Annotated in this window: 20 protein-coding genes; 7 read left to right on the top strand and 13 right to left on the bottom strand. The window is 43.2% G+C overall.

Annotated features, from left to right (window positions below; translation table 11 throughout):
* The first annotated feature begins 214 nt into the window (after positions 1-214).
* Both Q0224_RS04000 and Q0224_RS03995 read left to right on the top strand, forming a co-directional pair.
* A complete protein-coding gene (locus Q0224_RS04000) occupies positions 215-1,048 on the top strand; it encodes a YihY family inner membrane protein (protein ID WP_297949286.1) in 834 nt (277 codons plus the stop codon).
* A gap of 185 nt (positions 1,049-1,233) precedes the next feature.
* Positions 1,234-1,716 (top strand): hypothetical protein, encoded by a 483-nt coding sequence (locus Q0224_RS03995; RefSeq protein ID WP_297949284.1) that lies wholly within the window; start codon positions 1,234-1,236, stop codon positions 1,714-1,716.
* A gap of 72 nt (positions 1,717-1,788) precedes the next feature.
* Here Q0224_RS03995 and Q0224_RS03990 read toward each other — a convergent pair whose 3' ends face one another.
* From Q0224_RS03990 to Q0224_RS03965, 6 genes are all read right to left on the bottom strand, one after another.
* On the bottom strand, positions 1,789-2,025 hold the full coding sequence (locus tag Q0224_RS03990) for a hypothetical protein (protein ID WP_297949282.1): 237 nt from the start codon (positions 2,023-2,025) through the stop codon (positions 1,789-1,791).
* A 236-nt stretch (positions 2,026-2,261) separates the two neighbouring features.
* Positions 2,262-3,017, bottom strand: coding sequence for a septal ring lytic transglycosylase RlpA family protein (locus Q0224_RS03985; protein WP_297949280.1), 756 nt, complete (start codon positions 3,015-3,017; stop codon positions 2,262-2,264).
* Positions 3,018-3,030: 13 nt separating this feature from the next.
* Positions 3,031-4,029, bottom strand: coding sequence for a lytic transglycosylase domain-containing protein (locus Q0224_RS03980; protein ID WP_297882548.1), 999 nt, complete (start codon positions 4,027-4,029; stop codon positions 3,031-3,033).
* The gene (locus tag Q0224_RS03975) at positions 4,026-4,823 is read right to left on the bottom strand and encodes a TatD family hydrolase (RefSeq protein ID WP_297949277.1); all 798 of its coding nucleotides are present in this window, start codon (positions 4,821-4,823) and stop codon (positions 4,026-4,028) included. The genes Q0224_RS03980 and Q0224_RS03975 overlap by 4 nt, the downstream gene beginning before the upstream one ends.
* A gap of 125 nt (positions 4,824-4,948) precedes the next feature.
* Complete coding sequence (locus tag Q0224_RS03970) at positions 4,949-6,472, bottom strand: AAA family ATPase (RefSeq protein WP_297949275.1); 1,524 nt, start codon at positions 6,470-6,472, stop codon at positions 4,949-4,951.
* Positions 6,466-7,341 carry an NAD(+) kinase gene (locus tag Q0224_RS03965; RefSeq protein WP_297949273.1) on the bottom strand — a complete coding sequence of 292 codons (876 nt, stop codon included), beginning with the start codon at positions 7,339-7,341 and terminating at the stop codon, positions 6,466-6,468. Before Q0224_RS03965 ends, Q0224_RS03970 begins: the two co-directional genes overlap by 7 nt.
* Positions 7,342-7,424: 83 nt before the next feature.
* On the opposite strand from Q0224_RS03965, the gene aspS reads away from it, so the two are divergent.
* From aspS to Q0224_RS03940, 5 genes are all read left to right on the top strand, one after another.
* The gene (aspS, locus tag Q0224_RS03960) at positions 7,425-9,179 is read left to right on the top strand and encodes an aspartate--tRNA ligase (RefSeq protein WP_297949271.1); all 1,755 of its coding nucleotides are present in this window, start codon (positions 7,425-7,427) and stop codon (positions 9,177-9,179) included.
* Entirely contained in the window at positions 9,176-9,757 is a 582-nt protein-coding gene (locus Q0224_RS03955; RefSeq protein WP_297949269.1) for an adenylate kinase, read from the top strand. Before aspS ends, Q0224_RS03955 begins: the two co-directional genes overlap by 4 nt.
* 216 nt (positions 9,758-9,973) lie before the next feature.
* Positions 9,974-10,330, top strand: coding sequence for a NirD/YgiW/YdeI family stress tolerance protein (locus Q0224_RS03950; protein WP_297949267.1), 357 nt, complete (start codon positions 9,974-9,976; stop codon positions 10,328-10,330).
* Between the two features lie 9 nt (positions 10,331-10,339).
* Positions 10,340-10,858 carry an inorganic diphosphatase gene (gene ppa, locus Q0224_RS03945; RefSeq protein WP_297949265.1) on the top strand — a complete coding sequence of 173 codons (519 nt, stop codon included), beginning with the start codon at positions 10,340-10,342 and terminating at the stop codon, positions 10,856-10,858.
* Between the two features lie 203 nt (positions 10,859-11,061).
* Positions 11,062-12,558, top strand: a complete 1,497-nt coding sequence (locus Q0224_RS03940) for a hypothetical protein (RefSeq protein ID WP_297949263.1) — start codon at positions 11,062-11,064, stop codon at positions 12,556-12,558.
* Between the two features lie 943 nt (positions 12,559-13,501).
* Here the strand turns inward: Q0224_RS03940 and Q0224_RS03935 are convergent.
* The 7 genes from Q0224_RS03935 to Q0224_RS03905 all read right to left on the bottom strand — a co-directional run bounded on the left by Q0224_RS03935 (position 13,502) and on the right by Q0224_RS03905 (position 22,386).
* A complete protein-coding gene (locus Q0224_RS03935) occupies positions 13,502-16,546 on the bottom strand; it encodes a TonB-dependent receptor (RefSeq protein ID WP_297949261.1) in 3,045 nt (1,014 codons plus the stop codon).
* A 461-nt stretch (positions 16,547-17,007) separates the two neighbouring features.
* On the bottom strand, positions 17,008-18,033 hold the full coding sequence (locus Q0224_RS03930; RefSeq protein WP_297949259.1) for an SEL1-like repeat protein: 1,026 nt from the start codon (positions 18,031-18,033) through the stop codon (positions 17,008-17,010).
* 133 nt (positions 18,034-18,166) lie between these two features.
* Positions 18,167-20,248, bottom strand: a complete 2,082-nt coding sequence (locus Q0224_RS03925) for an RNA degradosome polyphosphate kinase (RefSeq protein WP_297949257.1) — start codon at positions 20,246-20,248, stop codon at positions 18,167-18,169.
* 112 nt (positions 20,249-20,360) lie between these two features.
* Positions 20,361-21,146: a tetratricopeptide repeat protein gene (locus Q0224_RS03920; protein WP_297949255.1), complete on the bottom strand. Its 786-nt coding sequence runs from the start codon at positions 21,144-21,146 to the stop codon at positions 20,361-20,363.
* An 8-nt stretch (positions 21,147-21,154) separates the two neighbouring features.
* Positions 21,155-21,298, bottom strand: a complete 144-nt coding sequence (locus Q0224_RS03915; RefSeq protein WP_297949253.1) for a hypothetical protein — start codon at positions 21,296-21,298, stop codon at positions 21,155-21,157.
* A gap of 34 nt (positions 21,299-21,332) precedes the next feature.
* The gene (locus tag Q0224_RS03910) at positions 21,333-21,863 is read right to left on the bottom strand and encodes a hypothetical protein (protein ID WP_297949251.1); all 531 of its coding nucleotides are present in this window, start codon (positions 21,861-21,863) and stop codon (positions 21,333-21,335) included.
* Positions 21,850-22,386 (bottom strand): hypothetical protein, encoded by a 537-nt coding sequence (locus Q0224_RS03905; protein ID WP_297949249.1) that lies wholly within the window; start codon positions 22,384-22,386, stop codon positions 21,850-21,852. The genes Q0224_RS03910 and Q0224_RS03905 overlap by 14 nt, the downstream gene beginning before the upstream one ends.
* Between the last annotated feature and the right edge of the window lie 173 nt (positions 22,387-22,559).

The raw sequence follows: 22,559 nt of genomic DNA, 5'->3' as shown, positions 1-22,559 counted from the left end.
TCCATTATTTTCCCTTCGTTATGGATATATTTAATATTATTTTTTAGCATATTAGAAAAACTTTCCTAAATTTAGACTAAATTCGAGATATAAATTTATATATTTGTAGTCGCATTTTTGCAGTTTAAAATTTCATAGACGATATACTGAGATACAAAAGAAAAATTGCGCAAATTTATATGAAATTCTAAATTTTTAATGTAAAATCGCCCGTATGAAAAAACTAATACCGGCGCTTAAGCAAGCACAAAACCGACTTAAAAACTTCCACCGCCTCTACGATACCGAGCTCATGCACCATGCATCAAGCCTTAGCTTTCACACGATTCTGGCGCTACTGCCGGTGCTGATGGTCTCGCTTAGCGTCTTTATGCAGCTACCAAGCTTCAAAGGCTACTACGATAAGATTATGGGCTTTATCTTTTCAAACTTCCTGCCTGCAAATCAAGCGAGCATGGCGCACTATATCGAGGAATTTATGGCAAACGGACTAAGCCTTGGCGTAACGGGCTTTTGCGCAGTGTTAGTTACGTCGGTGCTGTTTTTCGGAGATTTTGAAGCGATAATTGCGCGCATTTCGCATTCACCCGAGCGAAGCTTTTTTAAGAGCCTAAGCACCTACTGGACGCTGATGACGCTCGCTCCTGTGGGGCTTGGAGCGTCGTTTTATATCAGCGGCGAGCTCCAGGAGCTGCTAAATAAAACCGAGCTTACAAGCTGGATAAATTTGCTTAAAATTCTACCCTACTTAATCGTTTGGGGGATCTTTGCGATTACTTATGCTACGGCGATCAACCGCGAGATCCGCGCAAAAGCGGTGCTTGCCTCATCGCTCGTAGCATCGATTTTATGGTGGCTTTCAAGACTGGTTTTTGCGCAATACGTCTTTTATAACAAAACCTATCTTAGCATCTACGGCTCGTTTTCGGTCGCGCTATTTTTCTTTCTGTGGATCTACATAAGCTGGATTTTCTACCTATACGGCGTGAAATTCTGCGTATTTTTGGACGCTAAATTTAAAAGAGGTGGCGAGCGACAAAGCACTTGAAATTTTTAAATTTCATAACGAATTTTACGAAAAATTATAGTAAGAATTGATGATAATCGCATATAAATTGGCAGCTTTAACGATAAGTTCTCGTCAGTAAAAGGATTAAATTTGAAATCTCATCTTTGTTCGGTCTGTATACGAGCGAGCTACTTTAAATTATAGAATTCCTTAAGGAGGAGAGAATGGCGTTTATTGCGGAGCATATTTCTAAAGTTGATTTGGAAAGATACAATGTTGCAAATATTATAAATAATTGTTGCCTAAAATATGGCTCAATAGTCTATGATGATTACTACCTAGATAAGCTGGATTGGGTTATAGATAGACAAAGAGATGCCTGGTTTATGTTTGTTTGCAGAGTGCCTTTGCCAGACCCAAGAGATGGTCTTACGGGAGAAGTTATTTGGCTACTGCATTATAGAGGTAAAAATATCGAGCTTGATATAAGGCGAATTTATGACGAAACTACGAGTAAATATTTCACGGAAAATCCATTTAAAATCAAATATAAATTCCAAAGCGTAAATTCTGACATTGGAGATATTTCAATGGATGAAATTTATGAAATTTTAAATGAAGCATTATTGGAATACGGAGATGATGGTATCGATGGCAGAAAATTTTTACCAAAAGAACATGAAGTCGTAACTTTTCTGCATGATTAAAATTCAAACAGACGATGAGCTGCGCCAAAATACTTCTGATATTTCACTATCAAATTTAAATTTTCTACTACGCTATAAAACGCCCCACTCTTTTTTATATTCGTTTATTATCTCATCGGGCGTTTTTTCTCCCTTATCGACCTTGATAAGATCGATTATATCTTGCTCGTTTGCAAACATACCCTCTATCGCGTGGTTGCAGATGATAGATGCGTTTTGCTCGTATTGTTCTGCGCTCAGCTCGTCTTTATATTTTTCAAGTATAGCCAAACTCTTTTCTAAACTATAAACTTCCGGATATTTTTGCATGCTTTATCCCCTAGCAATATAAAATTTTATCAGCTGCGGCGCCCTATTAAAAAACAAAGCTCAAGCAAGCAGGTGCACTTTTTGCTACGAATAGCTTGCAAGTAGCCCGCACTCCGCCGCAGCTAAAGCAGATAACTATTAGATGACGAGAAATTTTACTGCAAGTAGCTCACAAATAAATTTAACAAAGCCCTTATCAAGCAAAAAACGAAGGTAAAAGCCGTCAAATAAAACTGCTACTCCCTTACGATAAAAGCTCCAGTAAACTTGCCATTATGCGCGAAATCTCTCGCCTCATCCTCGCTTTTAAATCCGCTTAAAAAGACGCGATAAATTGGCGCGCCATCTATGCTAAATTCTTTGATGATCGCAGGATATCCCGCCGTGCCGTGGTAATCGCGCTGATAAATTTGTGCGCCGCTTCTGTTTCTAAACGCACCGATTTGCACCATAAAATTTCCGCCGACAATGGTTGCTTTCGGCGAGCCTTTGGCGATAGTATGCCCATAAAAGCCCACTACTTCGAGTTTTACCGGCGCCGTACCTTTGGCAAATACGCCCACTAAATTAGCAGCTGTTTTGCTAAGATCGATGATGCGACCATCCACGAATGGACCGCGATCGTTGATGCGCACGGTTGCGGTAGCGCCGGTATCGCGATTCGTGACCTTTACCATAGTATTCATTGGATAGGTTTTGTGTGCGGCAGTCATGCCGTTCATATCGTAAATTTCGCCGTTTGAGGTGTATTTGCCGTGAAAATTCGGCCCATACCAGCTGGCGATGCCGATTTGAGTGTCACCGACGCTTACTTGTTCGGGATAGTAGGTTTTGCCGTTAATTTTATAAGGGCGCATGGTGGCGGGAGAGTTTTTGCCGATCTTGCCCGCACCGCCCGTAGACGATCTAGACGACGGTGCGGTGCGAAACGAGCAACCGGCAAGAATCAGCGCAAAAAGCGCACTAAAAAGAGCGATTTTCTGGTACGACACCTACGATCCGATCTTATTTGTTGAATTTTATATTATTTAGCGCTATTTCGTTTTTATCTTTGAGGCTAAGCTCGTTCGCCAAACCTGCTAACACGCGTCCTGGCTTGCGCTGCTTCAGACGTGGTTCATACGCTTGAAACGCGCCTTGATTTACGACAAATTCTGCATATTTGCTTTGTGGGATATAAAAGAAGTACTTGCCGTTAAGCGGCGAAATTCCGTTTTTAATATGCGCGTTGTAATCCTGCATTTGCGACGGCGAAATTCCGATCTGTTTTGCAACCGCGCTTAGCTTTGTGCCTGGAGCTACTGCGATACGCTTTAGCCCCCACGGCTCGCTTTCAAAAAGCAGAATTTTACGCATATTTTCATTTTGAGCAATGTAAGCGTATTTAATAATGCGCTTGATAAAATTCTTAGTCTCATTAGGAAGTGCGGGACTTTTTAGCAAGCGATCCAGATCATCGCTGCCAGTAGCTGCAATCGCATTTTTAAGCTTTTGATCGCCACAATTATACGCCATTAGCGCTAAATACCACTTGCCAAAATTTTGCTTCAGATGCAAAATATACGAAAACGCAGCATCCGTAGAGGCTGCGGGATCGCGACGCTCATCCACGGCGCTATCTACTCTAAGACCGAAATTTTTCGCAGTTGCCGGCATCAGCTGCCACATACCACCTGCGCTAGCGCCCGAAGTTACGGTGTTTTTAAGATGAGATTCTACCATTGCCAAATACAATAAGAATTCCGGAGCTTCGATGTTATCGACCTCGGATTTGACTAAGTAGGCATTGTGCGACTGCGAAGTCACGATATGCTTAAACTGCTTGCGATCGCTTGCATTGATCGCACGGAATATGCCCGCAACTACGTTTTTGCTCGATTCGTTATTTTCGATGCCGAATTGATTTAAAATATAGTCGTGATTTGCGCGCATCAGACCGGGCTGGCTCGCAAACGCTTCGCCCACTAAAAGCAGGGCTAGCAGTATAAATTTTATGGCTTTCATATCTCTCCTTTGATTTTATCGCCAAAAAGCCTACAGGCGTTTTGAGTCGTTATTGCTTCGACCTCTTCTACGCTTAGGCTTAAAATTTCCGCGACTTTTTCTACCACGAGTCTCGTAAATGCAGGCTCGTTGCGCTCGCCGCGATGCGGATGCGGGGTTAGATATGGTGCATCCGTCTCGATTAAAAGGCGCTCTTGCGGAATTTGCGGTAAGATCTCAGCTAAGTTTTTTGCATTTTTGAATGTCAAAACTCCGCCGATACCGAAGTAAAATCCGTATTCGCTAAGACCTAGCAAAAGCTTGCTGGCATTGAAGCAGTGCAAAACACCGCCGCATAAATCGCCGGCGCGATCTTTTAGAATTCCAAAGCTATCTTCGTTTGCTTCTCGGATATGGACTATAAGTGGTTTTTGAAGTTGTGCTGCTAGATCGATTTGTGAGATGAAGGCGTCTTTTTGGCGGGAGATTTCTAAGGCTTTGGTTTCCTTGCTCTCTTGCTGCTTAAGTCTGAAGTAATCAAGACCGCATTCGCCAACGCCCACGCATTTGGGATCGTCAGCATACCGCTTCAGCACCTCCATATCGAAAGAATCTATCTCGTATGGATGCACCCCTACGGCAAAATACACATTATCCCGTGCATGCGAAATTTTACATGCCTTATCTAAGTCTGCTACATCGGCACCGGGAATGATGATGCTACGCACGCCTGCAATCGTGGCGCGCTCAATCACCGCGTCCAAATCGGCGCCGAAACTAGCATCGTCTAAATGGCAATGTGTATCTATAATCATAAAACTCACTTGATAAAATTTTTCGAAGCGGATTTTACGTCGTTTTGCAAAATCACACTTAAATTTAAATTAAACGCGGTATTGTAGCAAAAAATTTCAGATTTAAACTTAAGCTTAAAATTCCTTCAGCTTTGCCTTAGTTTTTTAGCGAATTCCAGGGCTTCTGCAGTAATAGTCTCGCCGCTTATCATACGAGCTAGCTCTGTTATTTTCTCATTTTCGCTTAATAATCTCACGCTAGATTTGCCGTTCGTTTTACTTACTAAAAAGTGTGACGCAGCCTTTGAGCTAAGCTGCGGCTGGTGCGAGATCGCAAAAATTTGATAAAATTTTGAAATTTTTACCAGCACGTTAGCGATACTCATCGCCTCTTTTCCGCTTAAATTTGAATCAATCTCGTCTAAGATCAAAATTCCCTCGCCGTTATTTGTAAGCTCCAAGCTTGCCGCGATGAAAGCAAGGCGTAGGCGGTTCGTTTCGCCTGAGCTTAAATTTTTAAATTCCGTCTTGCACAAGCTGACGCAAATTTCGTCTGTGCCGCACTCACTAAGCACCGTAGGCTTAAAACTAAGCTCCACTCCGTCCATATAAAGCTGCTTTAGATAGGAATTTATCAGATCCTCGAGCCGTTTTTTAGTGCCCTTGCGAGCCTCGCTGATTTTTTCGGCAAGGGTAGCGGTGCTTTCACTAAGGCGTTTAAATTCCGCTTGTAGCTTGGTTTTTTCAAAGCTTAACTGATCGTAATGCTCAAGCTCCTTCTTGCGCGCTTCAAGCGTAGCTAAAGCCTCTTCTACGCTTCCGTAGCGCCTATTTAGCGCGCTAAGAGCTTCAATACGATCTAAAATTTTCTCTATGTCGATGTTTTCTAGCTCGTCTAAATTCAAGCTTTCTCGCTTTAGCCGCAGCTCGTTCATTGCATCCTCAAAAAACGCACTATCCAGCCCGCTAAGACTTAGCGCTTCGATGACGCTGCGCTCCAGCTCAAAAACGCCCTGCGCCCTAGCCCAAAGTTCCTCGATCTTATCTTTTTTGCTAAGCTTTTTTTTGATCTGCAAAAGCTCCTCGTATTCGCCGATCTTAGGCGATACGCGCTCGATTTTTTCAATCTCAAAGCGAGCAAATTCCTTTAACTCCTCAATCTTGCGCTCTTGATCTAAAATTTCATCCAGCTGCTTTTTTGTGCGGCTAAATTCCACAAAAGCGCTTTGAAGCTCCGATAGGCTTTGCGCGTGCGCCGCATCTTTTTTCGCGGCGATAAAATCAAGTAATTTTAGCAAGCTGTCGCTACTCATTTCGCCGGCGTTTTTCGCGCCTAAAAATTTTACGTATTCGCTGGCTATCGTGCTTAGATTTTTTTTCGAGACCGATTGGGAATTTATAAAGTATCGCAAGCTACGCTCTTTTAGGACGCGAAAAATATTCGGCGTATCGTTTATCAAACCGAAATTTTCCATATCAAATTGATGCTCTACGTCCGCTTCTATGAGCTCAGCCTCGCATTCGTTAAGACCGAACACCGCTAAAATCGCACCTATTAATACCGATTTACCCGCGCCGCTGATGCCTGTAAATACGCTAAGTCCCGGGCCAAAACTAAGCTCGCTCTCGCAAAAACCTAGATTACTTTTAATATAAATTCTTTCTAGCATCCGCCGTGCCCCCATCTGAGTTTGGCTTTTAAAACGTCGAAATAATCGTAGCTTCTGCGTTTTATTAAATTTACCTTGGCGTGTGAAATTTTAACGCTTACGCTGCTAAATTCCGCCATATCAAAAACGTCTTGTCCATCGATGACGACGCTAACTTCGGAGCTTCCGGCGTTTTTGAAGCTTGCAAGATACTCTTTTGGCAGGATCAAAGGCCGCTGCGTCAGGCTATGCGAGCAGATCGGCGTGACGCAAAACACGTCGCACAGCGGATAGACGATAGATCCGTTCGCGCTCATATTATACGCGGTCGAGCCCACGGCGGAGCTTACGATCACGCCGTCGCCGTAGTAGGTGTTGAAATATTTTCTATTTAAAAATGCGTCGATCTTCGCCATTGAAGAGATGCGGCTGCGGGTGATTACGACGTCGTTAAATGCGGTCTTGCGGACGATTTTACCGCCGCCGTTTTCCAGTATCACTTCGAGTAAAAACGGGCGCTCGATCTCGTATTCGCCGCGCAGAAATTCCTTTAAAAATTTTGCGAATTCGCTCGGCTGTACGTCCGTTAAAAACCCGAGAGTGCCCGCGTTGATACCCAAAATAAAGGCGTTTTTGTCGCTTAGCAGCCTCGCAAGTCCGATAAGCGTGCCGTCTCCGCCGAGACTGATTAAAAAATTGGTCTTTTTTAAAATTTCTGCAAGCGTATGCGGCTTAAGGCCGAAAAATTCCGCTCCGTCCTCTTCAAGTAAAAGCTCGATACCTTGCGCTTTTAAAATTTCGCAAATTTGCTCCACGACGGGGCGAATCTCTTCTGATTTTTTGGCTATTAGCCCCGCGAATTTAAGGTTTTTATGAATTTTGTTTTCCATAGTTTTATTTTATAAAAAATTAGCTTTGTAAAAGCAAAATTTAACTATACTTGCGTTTTACAAATAAATTTAAAGGAGTAAAATTGCGAAGTCATTATTGCGCCGATTTGAGTAAAAACGATATCGGCAAAAGTGTAACCGTGTGCGGCTGGGTAAATTCTTACCGCGACCACGGCGGCGTGATTTTTATAGATTTGCGCGACCGAAGCGGACTTTTACAGCTAGTCTGTGATCCCAAAGATAGCCACTCGGCATACGAGGTAGCAAATACCGTGCGAAACGAATTCGTTCTAAAAGCCGTCGGCAAGATCCGAGCTCGCGGCGAGGGGCTGGAAAATCCAAATTTAAAAACCGGCGACATCGAAGTCGTGGTAGAAAGCTTAGAGATCGAAAATCCAAGCAAGCCACTTCCTTTCGTAATCGGTGATAAAAGCGTTAACGAAGAAACGAAGCTAAAATATCGCTTTTTGGATCTGCGCGCCGAGGGGAGCTTCGATAAATTTAAGATGCGCTCCAAGGCTGCGATCGCCGCGCGAAATGCTCTTGATAGGCTAGGCTTTGTGGAGGTCGAAACGCCGATCTTAACGCGCGCGACGCCTGAAGGCGCTAGGGATTATCTGGTGCCTAGCCGCGTCTATCCGGGCAGTTTCTACGCGCTTCCGCAAAGTCCGCAGCTTTTCAAACAGCTTTTGATGTGCTCGGGCTTTGATAAATACTTCCAGATCGCGCGTTGCTTCCGCGATGAGGACCTGCGCGCCGACCGCCAGCCGGAATTTACGCAGATCGATATCGAGATGAGCTTCAATACCCAGTACGACGTAATGCGCGTAGCCGAGGAGGTTTTAAAGGATATTTTTAAATCCTGCGGTCGCGAGATCGTCACTCCTTTTAGACATATGGAGTATAAAGACGCGATGGAGCTTTACGGCAGCGACAAACCCGATCTGCGCTACGATATGCCTTTCATCGACGTAGCCGATATTTTTGAAAAATCGAGCAACGAAATTTTTTCAAATTTAGCCAAAGACCGCAAAGCTAACCGCGTAAAAGCGCTCAAAGTCGAGGGCGGCGATCTGAAATTTAGCAAGCGCCAGATGCAAGGTTTTGAGGAATACGTGAAAAAATTCGGCGCGCAAGGGCTTGCGTTTATCCAAGTAAAAGAGGACGGTCTAAAGGGGCCGCTGGTAAAATTCTTTGAAAAAAGTGAGCTCGATGAGCTCATCAAGCGCTGCGAGCTAAAGGTCGGCGACGTCGTATTTTTCGGCGCGGGCAAAAAGAAAATCGTGCTTGATTATATGGGTAGATTTAGAATTTTCCTTGCAAACGAGCTTGGTCTGATCGATCCGAACAGGCTTGAGTTTTTGTGGGTCGTAAATTTCCCTATGTTTGAGCAAAACGACGACGGTAGCTACTCTGCGATGCACCATCCTTTCACTATGCCGAACAATCCCGATGAGCCCGATTTGGAGGATATCACGTCGATCGCCTACGACGTCGTGTTAAACGGCATCGAGCTTGGCGGCGGCAGTATCAGGATCCACAAAGCGGACATTCAAGAAAAGGTCTTTAGGTTGCTTAAGATCGAGCCTGCGGAGCAGAGGGAGAAATTCGGCTTCCTGCTTGATGCGCTAAGCTTCGGCGCGCCTCCGCACGGAGGTATCGCGATCGGCTTTGATAGGCTGATGATGCTGGTTACCGGCTCAAGCAGTATTCGCGAGGTTATCGCGTTTCCTAAAACGCAGCGCGCGCAGTGTCCGCTCACCAAAGCCCCTAGCGTCGTTACAGACGAGCAGCTTCGCGAGCTAGGTCTTAGGCTTCATAAGAAGGAGCAAAAATGAAAAGCCTTTTTTTAATCATCGGCGCTCCTGGCAGCGGCAAAACGACCGATGCGAGTATGATCGCTCAGATGAATCAAAGCATCGAGCACTACTCCACGGGCGATCTGCTACGCGCCGAGGTAGCAAGCGGCAGCGCTCTGGGCAGGCAGATAGATGGCTTCATTTCTAAAGGCAATCTCGTGCCGCTTGATATCGTCGTAAATGCTATCGTTAGCGCGATTAAAAGCTCGCCTAAAGACTTCATCATCATCGACGGCTATCCAAGGAGTGTCGAGCAGATGAGCAAACTAGACGAGGTGCTGCGAGGCGACGATGATGTAAATCTTAGCGCAGTCATCGAAGTGTGCGTTAGCGAGGAAATCGCCAAGGAGCGTGTTTTAGGACGCGCTCGCGGAGCAGACGATAACGAGGAGGTCTTTAAAAACCGCATGGCGGTATTTTCAGAGCCGATCGAGGATATCCGTAAATTTTACGGCGACGCGGGCGTATTTTACAGCGTAAACGGCGAGCGCACAGTCGAGGAGATCGTAGCGGACATAAACGCTATAATCGCCGCGCAGATCGAAAAATTAGGCTAGCGCGCTTGGATGGCGGCTTAAATTTAAGACGCGCTTTTTAGTACGAGTGCGCCTTTAAATTTATAGCTTGCCGTCGCGCTAAATAGCCAAATTTTAAGCGTAAATTTAAAAGCTCGCGCCGCAAATTTAATGCGAGCGTTAAATATGAGCGGCTTTTAAATTTAATGAAATTTCAGATCTGTTTGCGGATACAGAGATTAAAATTTAAGGATAGATATGGTTAGAAAATTTTTACTTAGCATGGCTTTATGTGCGGCTGCATTCGCCGCGGGCGGGTTCGCCCCAAGCGGCGCGACGGCACAAACTCAACCGTCAAGCGTCAAAGAAGCGCTTAAATTAAGAGATGATTCTTTTGTCGTAATAGACGGCAAGATAAAATCTCAGCTCAAACACGAGCATTATAGATTTGTGGATCAAAACGGCGATAGCATCGAGGTCGAGATCGACGATGACGTTTGGCGCGACGTGAGCGTAGATGAAAATACGCTCGTGCGAATTAGCGGCGAGATCGACAAAGATTTTACCAAAACGACGATAGACGTGAAAAATATCAAAATTTTAAATTCTAAATAAAGGAAAACCATGGATCTTTCAAAGATAAAAGTGGGCTCAAACCCCGATAAAATCAACGCAGTGATCGAAATCCCTTACGGCTCGAACATCAAATACGAGATCGACAAAGCAAGCGGCGCGCTCTGCGTAGATCGCGTGCTCTACGGCGCGATGTTTTACCCCGCAAACTACGGCTTCGTGCCCAATACCTTGGCTGACGACGGCGATCCTGCGGATGTTTTGGTGCTAAACGAATACCCGCTTGCCGCAGGCAGCGTGATCCCGTGCCGCCTAATCGGCGTTTTGATGATGGAGGACGAAGGCGGAATGGACGAGAAGCTGCTTGCCGTGCCGGTTAGCAAGATCGATCCGCGATATGAGGGCATTAAAGGGGTCTCCGATCTGCCTAAAGCGACGCTGGATAAGATCAAAAATTTCTTCGAAACCTACAAGCTTTTAGAGCCGAATAAATGGGTCAAAGTAAAGGATTTTGCAAGCGCTGCCGAGGCCGAGAAAATCCTAGACAAAGCGATCAAGGCTTATAAATAAAATTTACAAGCGTCCTTTGATTTGGAATTTCGCTCCGCCTTTAAGACGCTGCGCGAAATTCCGAAATTTTAAAATTTGATGGAATTTGCGAAGCGCAGAGCGATGTGAGGATTTTTAAATCAAGCTTGCAAAGCGCTCGCTTAAATTTTATAAATATCGCGCAGCTAGATACTAAAATTTTAAATTTTAAAAAGGCGACTCAAATGAAAAAGATTTATATCGCGCTATTTATAGTAGTTGCTTTTTCGCTCTGCATGCAATCAATCTTCGATTTTAAAGGCATTAAAATTAGTATGCCAAACGATGCGCAGGACATCCGCCTGAAGTTTAGCCCAAAGCTAAGCGAGGATCAAAATACGCAGATGCAAAACTTGGCGAATTTTTTACGCTTTAGCGATAAAGGGCGAGAGAATTACTATGGTATAAGCTTCTTTAGCGATATCGCTACGACGTGGGATTTGTATGAAAAGCTTGCGGACATTGAAGAACTAGACTTCGGCAGAAACGCGAATTTTATGACCGTTTCGCCGATTAAAGTGGATGAGGTTACGCAGGTTCCGCCCGAGATTTGCTTGCTTTCAAATTTAAAAAAGCTCGATTTGCAAGGCACGAGAGTTTCGGATCTGCCTTCGTGCGTGCAAAATTTACAAAAGCTCGAGTATTTAGGTTTACGTGCTACTAAATTTACGGAGATTAGTGAAAATATCTCTAAAATTCCGAATCTTAAGACGCTGATTTTGGATCGTTGCCCCGTAAAAGAGTTGAGCGCGAATGTAGCGAATTTAAAGAATTTAGAATATCTCGAACTGGATGAAACGCATATTTCGCAATTGCCGCCGCAGATTACAGGGATGAGCAAGCTGCGAGAGCTCCACTGTTATAGTTGTAATTTTTTACATACTTTGCCTACGTATCTAGCAGAGCTGAAAAACCTGGAAATTTTATATCTTACGAACACGCATATAGAGGCGCTACCCGATGAGGTTTCGCGAATGCCGAGTCTAAAGGAACTAAGCGAAGATTTTACCTCTCCTCCTGAAAACATCGTAAATTTACCAAATCTTGAGGAGTGGGGTCATATGGACGAGCAGAGATTACGGCTCGCCGTGAAAATCCCGTCGCTCAAAAGGCTTCATATAAGTTCAAATATCAAAACGATCCCGTCTGAGTTAGGGGATTTGCATAATCTGCAGGAGCTTTCTATTTGGTCTGAAAATTTACAAGAAATTCCTGAAAGTATCGGCGCATTAAAAAGCTTAAAGAAACTCGATATTGGCAGATATAAGCAAGAGAGTCTGCCTGAGAGCATCGGCATGCTTGATGCTTTGGAAGAGCTGAAAATTAACAGCCAAGCCATTACGAAAATCCCTGAGAGCATCGGAAACCTACATAATTTAAAGGAGCTTTACATCCACGGAAAAAATATTACGCAGATCCCGGAAAGCGTAGGAAATTTAAAAAATTTAGAAATTTTAGATCTCTCCGAGACTGCAATTAAAAAATTACCGCAGAGCATAAACGATATGACAAGCCTTAAATACATTGATCTTCGCGATACCGATTTAGAGGAGCTTAACGTCGATTTTATCCGCCTTAGCAAACTTTACGGTATTAATTTGTATGGCGTTAAGCTTAAAAAGAAGCCCGTAGTTCCTAAGATAGAGGGAAGGCATATTAGCATTAGAGGATATGAGTATTAAATTTAAAACGAAGCTATGATTTGTCCGGCGCCGACATATACCGCGGCGGGAATTTAAGCAAGTAATACAAGGAGATAAACCGCACAAAAGATCGCTAGCCGAATCAGCCTTGCGTGCTAACGACGGCGAAACTTAGCGAACTTTAAAGCTTCATACGGGCACCGCAAATTTAAAAACCTCGTGCGCCTCATAAAAATAGAACAATTTATCTGTGTGGGCTCTTCCTTAAATTTAGCGAGCTTCGGAGCAAAATTTGAAGTTAAATTTTTTAAAAGACCACTGCGTTTATAAGATTTGTCGTCACAAGCGGGCGAGATAGAGCGAAAGAACTAGATTGCGCACATTGCCGCAAAAAGGCTATCTTCGCTTGGAAGCGAGATGATACGCTTGCGGATTACGGCATTAAAATTCCCCTGCGATTTGCGTAGTACAGGGCTGTGCGCCTGCGAAATTTTTAGCACATACGGGCGCTATGTTTTCCGGCTCGGTAAATTTACACGGGCAAAAATTCGATCTCGAAGCAAGGGAAAAATCGCGGGCGTCATTGCAAAATTACAGGGCTGACATCATAGCAGACATGAGCCTTTGGGCTGCCGCGCTACGTAAAATTTTAAAATTTAAAAACACCACAAAATCAGACGATACCATGTAATTGGCAAGCCTCAGATAGCGGTAAAATTTCTTTACCGAAAGCGTAGCGGCATCTGTGTGGTTACGTGCTTTGTAAAATTCTATAAATTTTTCGCTAGATCGTCGCAGAATAAAATTTGACCCACTCTTTTTATATAAACTTTTGCCGATCTAGAAAGCAGTCGGGAGATTTGATAAACAATACCCTTGTTGATACGCTTAAAAAGGAGTTGCGGTTTTACCGAGCCGTTTAAAAATTTTAAAGATCAAAATTTGGACTAGATATTAAATTTAGTCCAAATTTTATTGAAATTTACAGGGTAAGCTCGAAGGTCAGCTTAAAATTTCGCCCCGGAGCGTAGAAGCGGTTTATGCCCAAACTATCTGATTTGCGGACCATATTTGTGGTGCCGAAAGATCTTACCGATCTAGCCGATTCCCAAGTTAGATATTTTTCGTCAGTTATGTTGTAGCAGCCGAATCTGAAGGTTAAATTTTTAGTAGGCTTGGTGTATGCTACCAGGTCTAGCACTTTGTAGCTAGAGCTTAGCCAGTGCGCTCTGTAATCGGTTACCGGGCGTCCGTTTATAGGATCTCCGCTTTGCTTTTCGTTTTTCCAAAACATATTGTAGGTATCTTCGGGCTTTTTAGCCGATACGGTCGTAAGGTATATATCAACTCCGAATTTGTCATTTTTCTCGGCATAGCCCACGTTATATACCGAAGTTTTTGGCTGTATCGCATTCATCGGCACTAAACCGTCATCATCGGTTAAAATTTTTCCCTTTTGTTTCGTAAATTTATATCCTACATAAAATCCGCCCAGACTATCGGAGATATCGCTTAGGTTAAATTTAGAGCTTATCTCTATGCCGTTTACCTTGGCTCTTTGTCTGTTTACGTTTTGATACATATCGAAATCAAGCGCGCTATTCGCGTTCGTATTGACCCTTTTTGTGCCTTGGTATTCCAGATCTAAGAAGTCTTGATAGTCCGTCTTAAACCTACTAATCGTAATATAACTTTGGCTTTCACTATGAAATGTAACGGCTACCTCTTTGGTTTTAGCTATTTCGGGCCTTAGATCTACATTGGGTTTTATCGTAAAATCCGGATGCTTAAACGCTAGATATAGCTCATCCGTAGTAGGCGCCCTAAAGGCTTTCGAATACTTCGTTTGAATTCTTACAAACTCAAGAGGATTAAAATTTAAACCCACGGCGTAGGAGTTGTTTTTATACTCCTTCGGCTTTGACATATACTCTATATTTCGCTCGGCATTCGTTGCATTTAGTGCATCTACTTCGGCTTGCTTTGCTAGGTATGCGTTCCTGGCTGCCACATAATCCGACCAATTTGGATAGTCGCTCCACTTGGGCTCCGGAAGCGGATTTTTAGCAAGCGGTATAAATAGACCCTCTACCATACCGTCGGGGATCTTTGGGGTCTTGCCCGGAACATAGCCCGGTTTATATCTTACTCTATCGTATCTATAGGCTAGATTGAAATCAAAAAAGTCATTTACTATAACGTCGTCCGCTACGTGAAAGACTCCGTTTTTGCTTTCGACCGGTATTAAAAATGATGTTTCAGGCTCAGTTTTAGGGCATTTCAGTGCATTGAATGCATCTGCACCTTGGCAGTCACCTGGAGCGGTATCTGCCCACCATTGAGGATTCGTAGCGTCAAAACCCGCCCTATTTACCATAGATTTATCGGTTTTTATATATTTTAGTCCATATGAAAGGCTATTTTCCACACTCAAAAAATTAAAATCTTTGCTAAAATCCAGATCAAACTGCTTAGTATCGGTATTTAGATCCCTTTCTTTCCAGTCTCTATCAAGATAGCCCTGTGAGTTTGGTAAAAGCATATTAAATTCATTAGAATCTTGTTTGACTATGCCATTAGTATAACTAGGTTTAATTACCTTATATCTCTTTCCGTTTAAGGTCTCTTCGTGTATATCAAATTCATAATTCTTTCCATTTGAACCCGTAAAATTATAGGTTGGACTATTCAGAGGCAGACTCATTTTTTCTATTGGATCAGAATTGAAGGGAATTCTATAAAGCGTTAACGGACCGTTACAGTTAAATTCTTCGCAGTTTAATTTCATATTACTTATATTTGGAATGGCATAACCCGATAAATACGTTTTTCCATTTGAATCAATTAATCTCGTCATTCCTCCCGGACCGCCTCTATCTATGTTAAATTCGTTTCCGTTTGAGTCTACTATATTATTGTTGCCATCTCTTTTTATTATAGGGTTTGCTATTTCTGCGCAATTATCGCCCCTGCAATACTCTTCCGTTCTTGCTCTTTGTTTGATTCTTTGATTCGAGAACGAGAATTTTACGCTATCCCAAAGCGGCGTTTCGATAAAATTTTCGTAAGCGATACCTCTATTTTCTCTCTTGCTAAGATCGTCCGTGTATCTCTCTCCGAGCTTGCTTTCGAAAAAATCGGGATTGGTGATTGATCTTGGATAGAGAGTATATGAGTAGTCGTTGCCTTTCGATCTACCTTTATAATCGTCGTTCATAAGGGTAATTCTATTTTCTTCATCTGGCTGAAAAGCTATTTTAACTAAGGTGCTTTCCTTTTTAATGGTATAAGGATCGGTTTGCTCCCTTTCCCTTCCTCTTACGCTATCGTCGTAAGTGCCGTATCCGTAGTTTCTAAGCTCGTGAGAATTTCTATCGGTTCTGATTACTAAAAAATCAAACCAATTAACTTTCGCAGCAAGAGTATGAGATCTCATTTTTTCCTTATCTCTGCTGGAAATGCCCGCTTTAAAGCCGTAAAACCAATTTTTATCGATTAAATAATCCCGTGCATCCTTGGTCTCGAACATAACGGAGCCTCCAAGTGCGCCAGAACCCGCTTTTATCGAGTCTGCGCCCTTGGTAATGGTCGCTTGTTTGACGTTTTCCATCTCGACGCCGTTTCTGGTGTTGTTAAAATTCCCATATCCCTCAAAAACCTCTTTAAAGCCTTGCGAGCTTAAAGTTTCCGCTTGATGAAGTCCGTCTATCGTGATAGCGACGCGATTTTCGTCCACTCCGCGGATTGAGTAGCCGCTAGAGCCCATCCTGCCAGATTCTACGACGCTAACTCCCGTTTCATACTTTACAAGGTCTCTAGTGTCGGAGACTTGCTGCTTTTCTAGCGTTTTGGCGCTCTTTTTGGTTTCGCCGACTTTTTTGGTAAGCGGGTCGCTTTCTACGTTTCCCGTAACATTGATCTGCCCTAAATTTTGGGAGCCACCTTCGCTATCATCCTGTGCAGCTAAAGTGGCCGCGCATAAGCAAAGCGCTCCCGCCGCTGCAATGGAAAACCTAAATAAGCTCATTTTGATCCTTTTATAATACTATTTCTCATAGGCGTTATTAAAAAGAGCAGTATATTAGTGAAAAATTCTTTAAATTTAAATTAAAAAGAATTTATTTATCATTTATAGTTATAAAATTTAATTAAATTTAAAGAATTCCCAGGCTTACGTCTTTATCTCTTAAATTTACATTTTTTAAAATTACAAATTTTTACTTTAAATTTAAAAGTATTTTTATGAAATACAAACGATGAGACAGTGAGTAAATTTTAAGATTTTAACTTGAGAAATTTTAAAATTTTATCATAAGTGAGCGGAATTTTATCTACCCGTAGTATATAGCTGGCATCATGGCAAATTAGTATTTCTAGGAAGCTGCGCCTAAGATAATTTATAAAATTTAGAATTTTAAAATTCTAAAAAATTTGATAGCTCGCTGATTGCGTAGCCTTGTTTGCGCGCAAGCATGCAAGCTTCACGGATTAAGGCGCGCTCGGTGCGATGCCGTGCTTATCATCGATGAGTTCTGCTTCGTTTAATTGCTTGTATTCGTCGCAGCCGATCTGCTCTGCTAAATCGCATGCTTTCCCGTAAAATTCTTTTGCTAAGGATCTATCTTGTTTAATATGCCATCCATTTTTGTATAAATCCCCGAGATAACTACACGAGTCCGCATCCCCGCTCTCGCAAGTATTTTTAAGCAAATTTAGCCCGCTTTGATATAGGCTTTCTGCTTTTTGGTAATTATTTGCTTTGTATAAGTCTCCCAGAATCAAGCACGCCGCCGCCCTGCCGCCATCACAAGCCTTCTGGTATAAATCCGCAGCCTTTTTGAAATCCTTCTCTACGCCCTTGCCGTCTATATATAGATCCGCTAGGCGCTGGCACTCATATAAGTCGCCTTCATCGCATTTCTTTTGATTTATTTGAGCTTTCTTTTGGTGCAAAACAGCCGCTTTTTTATATAGGCTCTCCGCCTTTTGCAAGTCCTGCTCGACCTTGTCGCTGTTTTTATATAAATATGCAAGGTTATTGCACATATCTGCATCACCGTTATCGCAAATCATTTGACGCAAAACCATAGCCTTGTGCCTGTCTCTTGAGACGCCGATACCGGATTCGTATGAAATTGCAAGCAAATTGCACGAAAACATATTACCGCCGTCGCAAGCCTTTTGGTGCAGGCTCGCCGCCTTTTGATAATCTTGTCTAACGCCATAGCCTTCGAAGTATAGTCCTGCAAGTTCATAGCAGCCGGTCATATCTCCGTCATCGCAGGCTTTTTGATAAAAATTCGCCGCTTTTTGATATTTTTGAGTGACGTTCCTGCCGAATCGATATAAGTTTCCAAGCCTATAGCAACTTCGCGTATCTCCGCCGTCGCAGCTGCGTTGCCACATTTTTATCGCTTTAGAATAATCGCCGTCCTCATAGAGCTTGTCCGCGTCTTCAAAGACTCCGCCCATACAAAACATAGCTATAACGGCTAGATAAAGATATCTTTTCATTTAATCCCTTTGAAATTTCTGTAAATCTACTCGCGCATTTGCGGCGTAAAATTCCTCATTTAGCATTTACAAGCTCGGCTTGCGCGCGGGCTAGGTGCACAGCCAGCCCTGGCACAAGCCGAACAGAACTGCGTTAGCTCTCCTTCAAAAGCTTGGTTAGCGCCGTGCCGCTTTCGTCGTGTTTGCGGATATTTTTATAAATTTTATTGAAATAAATTTCTAAAAATTCCTGATCGTCGATTTTCTCTTCGCCCTTTTTCGGCACGATCTTTCGGTACTCGCCGCTGCTTTGCAGCTCGAATGCGAGCTCGTTATCGCTTAGCTGAAGTTTTAAAATTTCTTTGAGTTTGTTTTGCAAATTTTCGTTGTAAATTGGGCTCATCAGCTCCAGCCTGCGCTCTAAATTTCGCGGCATCCAATCCGCGCTCGCGATGTATAGGCTGGGCTGCGCGTGCGCGAAATAAAAAATTCTAGCGTGCTCCAGGTATTTGCCGACGATCGAGATCACGCGGATATTTTCGCTAACGCCCTTTAGCGCCGGGCGCAAGCAGCAGATGCCGCGCACGATGAGATCGATCTTCACGCCCGCCGCACTTGCTTTATACAGCGCCTTGATCATATCGCCGTCGACAAGAGCGTTCATCTTAGCGATGATCCTGCCGGCAGAGCCTTGCTTTTCCTCATTTTTTATCATCGCTAAGAGCCGCTCTTTGATCTGCATCGGCGACATAGAGAGGTTATCCAGCTTGCGGTTTTTGTTGTAGCCCGAGAGGATGTGGAAGAAATTCGTCGTATCCTTGTCGAAGCGGTCGCCGCAGGTAAAAAAGCTCACGTCAGTGTAAATTTTAGCGCTAGAGCCGTTGTAGTTGCCCGTGCCTAGGTGGATATAAAATTTTAACTTGCCGTCCTCTTTTTTGATGATCTGCGTTACCTTGGCGTGGACCTTAAAGCCCGTGATGCCGTAGATCACGTGCGCACCGGCGTCTTCGAGCGCTTTCGCCCAGTGCAGGTTGTTTTCCTCATCAAATCTCGCCTTAAGCTCGACCATCACCGTTACCTGCTTGCCGTCGCTTGCGGCTTCGATCAGGCTTTGAACGATCGGGGAGTTTTTCTCCACCCGGTACAGCGTCATACGGATCGAGATGACCTTTGGATCTTTTGCGGCCTCTTTGATGAGTTTTTGCACCGGATCGAAGCTCTCATAAGGATGGATCAGCAGGATATCCTCCTTCTCCATCGCGCTCATAACGGAGGTGTTTTCGTTAAAGGGGGGCAGCGTCTTTGGCAGATACTGAGGATGGGCTAGAAAGGAAAAATCCTTATTGGAGGCGATCTCCCAAAGCCCGTCCAGCGTAAGTGGCACGGCGCATTCATATATATCTTTGTAAAAAATTTTAAGATGAGAATTTAGAAATTCTAAAAGCTCGGCATCGGCGTCCTTTTCGATCTGAAGCCGTACGAAAGCCCCCTTGCGGCGCAGCTTAAGCCCCGCTTCCAGGATCATCATAAAATCGTCCGCTTCCTCCTCCTCGATTACGATATCTGCGTTTCGCGTGACGCGGAAGGCTGCGGAGCTGATGAGCTTGTAGCCCGGAAAAATTTCCTCCGCGTGGCGCTTTACGATAGTGCCGATCGGCACGTAGGTGTTTTGCGCGACCTGCACGAAGCGCGGGATCACGCGCGGAATTCTAATCATCCCGAAATGCACCGACTCGGACGCGCCCTCATCGCAGAGCTTGACTGCGAGGGAGAAGCTGAGATTGTTTAGATGCGGGAAGGGATGGGTCGCATCGACTGCGATCGGGACGATGACGGGCATTATCTGCGAGAAAAAAAACTCGTCCGCCGCAGGCTTTAGCTCGGGCTGCAGCTCGTCGTAGCTTTTGATAAAAAGCCCGTTTTTGCAAAGCTCCTTTTGTATGCCGAAATACTGCTGCTCAAGCTCGGTTTGTTCGTTTCTTAAATAGGAGCGGATCGCGCGTAGCTGCTCAAGAGGCGTCATCTCGTCATCGCCGCTGGTTATAACGCCGGCGGTGAAAAGCTGCTTCAGACCCGCCACGCGGATCATATAAAATTCGTCTAAATTAGTGCTGTAAATCGCTAGAAATTTTAATTTTTCAATTAGCGGGATATCCTTTTTGCATTGTTCCAGCACGCGGGTATTGAAGCGTAGCCAGCTTAGCTCGCGGTTTATAAAATTATTTTGTGTTTGCATAAAAACTCCTTTTTAAATATTAATTCTAAGATTATAGCCCAATTAAGATTAAATTTTAAAGCCCAAATTTTATGAGCTTGCAAGTGGGGCAATTTAGAATTTAAATTCTGCCCTAATTCCCTATTTTTCCTAAATCCTTGCACATTTGCGTGTCGCCGTCTTTGCAGCCCAGCTTTAAATACCGCCTCAAATATAAAATTTGCTTTTCCTCCTCCTCGCTCATATCAAGCACCCATTTGCACGCTTCCTTTATATTACCCTTATCGCAAGCCTTCTTGCAAAAATTTTTGCCTTTATTTTTATCTACTTTAGCCCACAACAGCAGTCCGTAAGCGTAGCACGAAGGGTAATGCTCTCCGTTGCAGCCGATTTCATAAAATTTCATAACCTCATTTATATTCTCATTCTCTCTGTTTAACGATGTGGCAAAGTGCCCGCATCCTGCGGGATTTCCCGCATCGCAGGATTTTTTAAAATACTCTTTTGCCGCAAGCTCATCCTTTTTTACGCCCTCGCCGTAAAAATATAAAAGCCCGTAATCGTCGCAAAATTTCGCGTCCAGCTCGCAAGCTCTTTCGTAATATGTCTTGATTTTCGCGTGTTTTTCGTCCAAAGAAGTAAGCGAATACGCTTGTCCCATAAAAATGCAGCCTTTGGCATATCCCAAACTGCATGATTTTTCAAAAAATTCCAATGCCAAATCGTCGTTTTTTTGTGCGCAAGATCTATTATTTAGAATTAAAGCCGCCAAATAGCATGCTTTGCCGTCGCCGCTACTGCATTTCTTAAAATTTAAATCGTAAGTATCGCATGCAGGCACCCCTAGAGAATAAATTTTGCTTACGCTCTCAGCCTTTAAAAACAGAACCGACGCGAGTATAAACAATAGTGCTTTCATTTTAATCCTTACGAATGATATAAATTTAAATTTAGATCGGCAGGCGACGTAAATTTTATCTTTTTACTAGCGGCTACACTTTGATTGCACTCTGCCGCGACCGGCATCATTAAGATCAAAAGCGTCGAAATCTCGGGATAAAATTCTTTCATTATCGCTCTTTGCCTCCTTCAGATTTGCCATCTTTTACTCCTTTGTTGAATTTGCGTTGTATTTATCAGTTATTTCTTTAAATGCTTCTAGCGCACACTTTACGGGATCGTGTTCCTCCTCATCTCGTAAGCAGTTTTCTAAAGCCGTCTTCAACGCGCAAGATCTTAGTTTAAATAGTTTTTTCTGATCGGTAAATTTTTCACAAGCCGTAGTGTAATTTATAACAGCCTTTTTAATGTTGCCTCTTAAACCTATGTCTTGTGTTCCAAGAGCAAAACAAGACTCCGCAATACCCGCCTTGCAAGATTTTTCATAAGGAGTGATAGAAGCTTCACGCATACCAAGCTTAGGACCTAATATATAACCAAGATCCGAGCATCCGATCATATCTCCGCCATCGCATTTTTTAGATAAAATTTCTATTAGTTTAGTACACGAACTATATTTGCCATTTCCTTTATCGCATTCGTTATAAAGATTTTCCTCTTCAGCCGTAGGCTTGCCAGCCATTACGATAGAAGCTAAAAATATCATAGAATAAAATACAAAATTAATTTTCCCCATACAATTTCCTTTCGACACCTTCAAAAATAATTTTACCTTTTTTTATAGGGTTACACTCTTTGTCTTTTAGGCAGGCTTTCAGTTCCTCGATATTTTTGCAAACTATATCTCTATCTTTAAGATCGCTATTACAAACTTTTTCAAGACTTTTAATTGCTGCTTGCATATTACCGTTTAGATATATATTTATTAGCGTACCCAATATAAAACAGTGATATGTACTATCAGCATCACACAGCTTAATCAGATATTTCGTAGCTTCCTCTACTCGGCGTAATGATAGTAAAAGCTCACTCTGTGTAGCACATGAGCGCATATTACCATCCTCGCACTCTTTAGATAAAATTTCAACGAGTTTATTGCATGAGCTATATTTACCTTCGCCGTAATCGCAGGATTTAAAAAGCACTCTTTGTTCTTCGTTCTTTAAATCCTCTAACTTTATCAATTTTGCCGCAGCCGGGATCGCCGCAAATGCCGCTATAAACGTAAATAACGAAATTTTAAGATAGAATTTTTTCATTAGCACTCCTTGTTTTAAGCGGCGATTATATTTAAAAATTTTTAGTTAGCTCTTAAATTTAAGGAGCGCGGCGGCGCGATAAATGCGCCGTAATCCCGCCCGCCGCCCACACTTAAATGAAATTTTAAAATTTCGCCGCCCGCTACGCACGAAAACTCCATAATCCACCGCTA

Origin of the sequence: uncultured Campylobacter sp., assembly GCF_938002845.1 — a bacterium.
Lineage (GTDB): Bacteria > Campylobacterota > Campylobacteria > Campylobacterales > Campylobacteraceae > Campylobacter_B.
The sequence above is the reverse complement of the archived record's forward strand: the minus strand, read 5'-3'. Positions and strand labels throughout refer to the sequence as shown.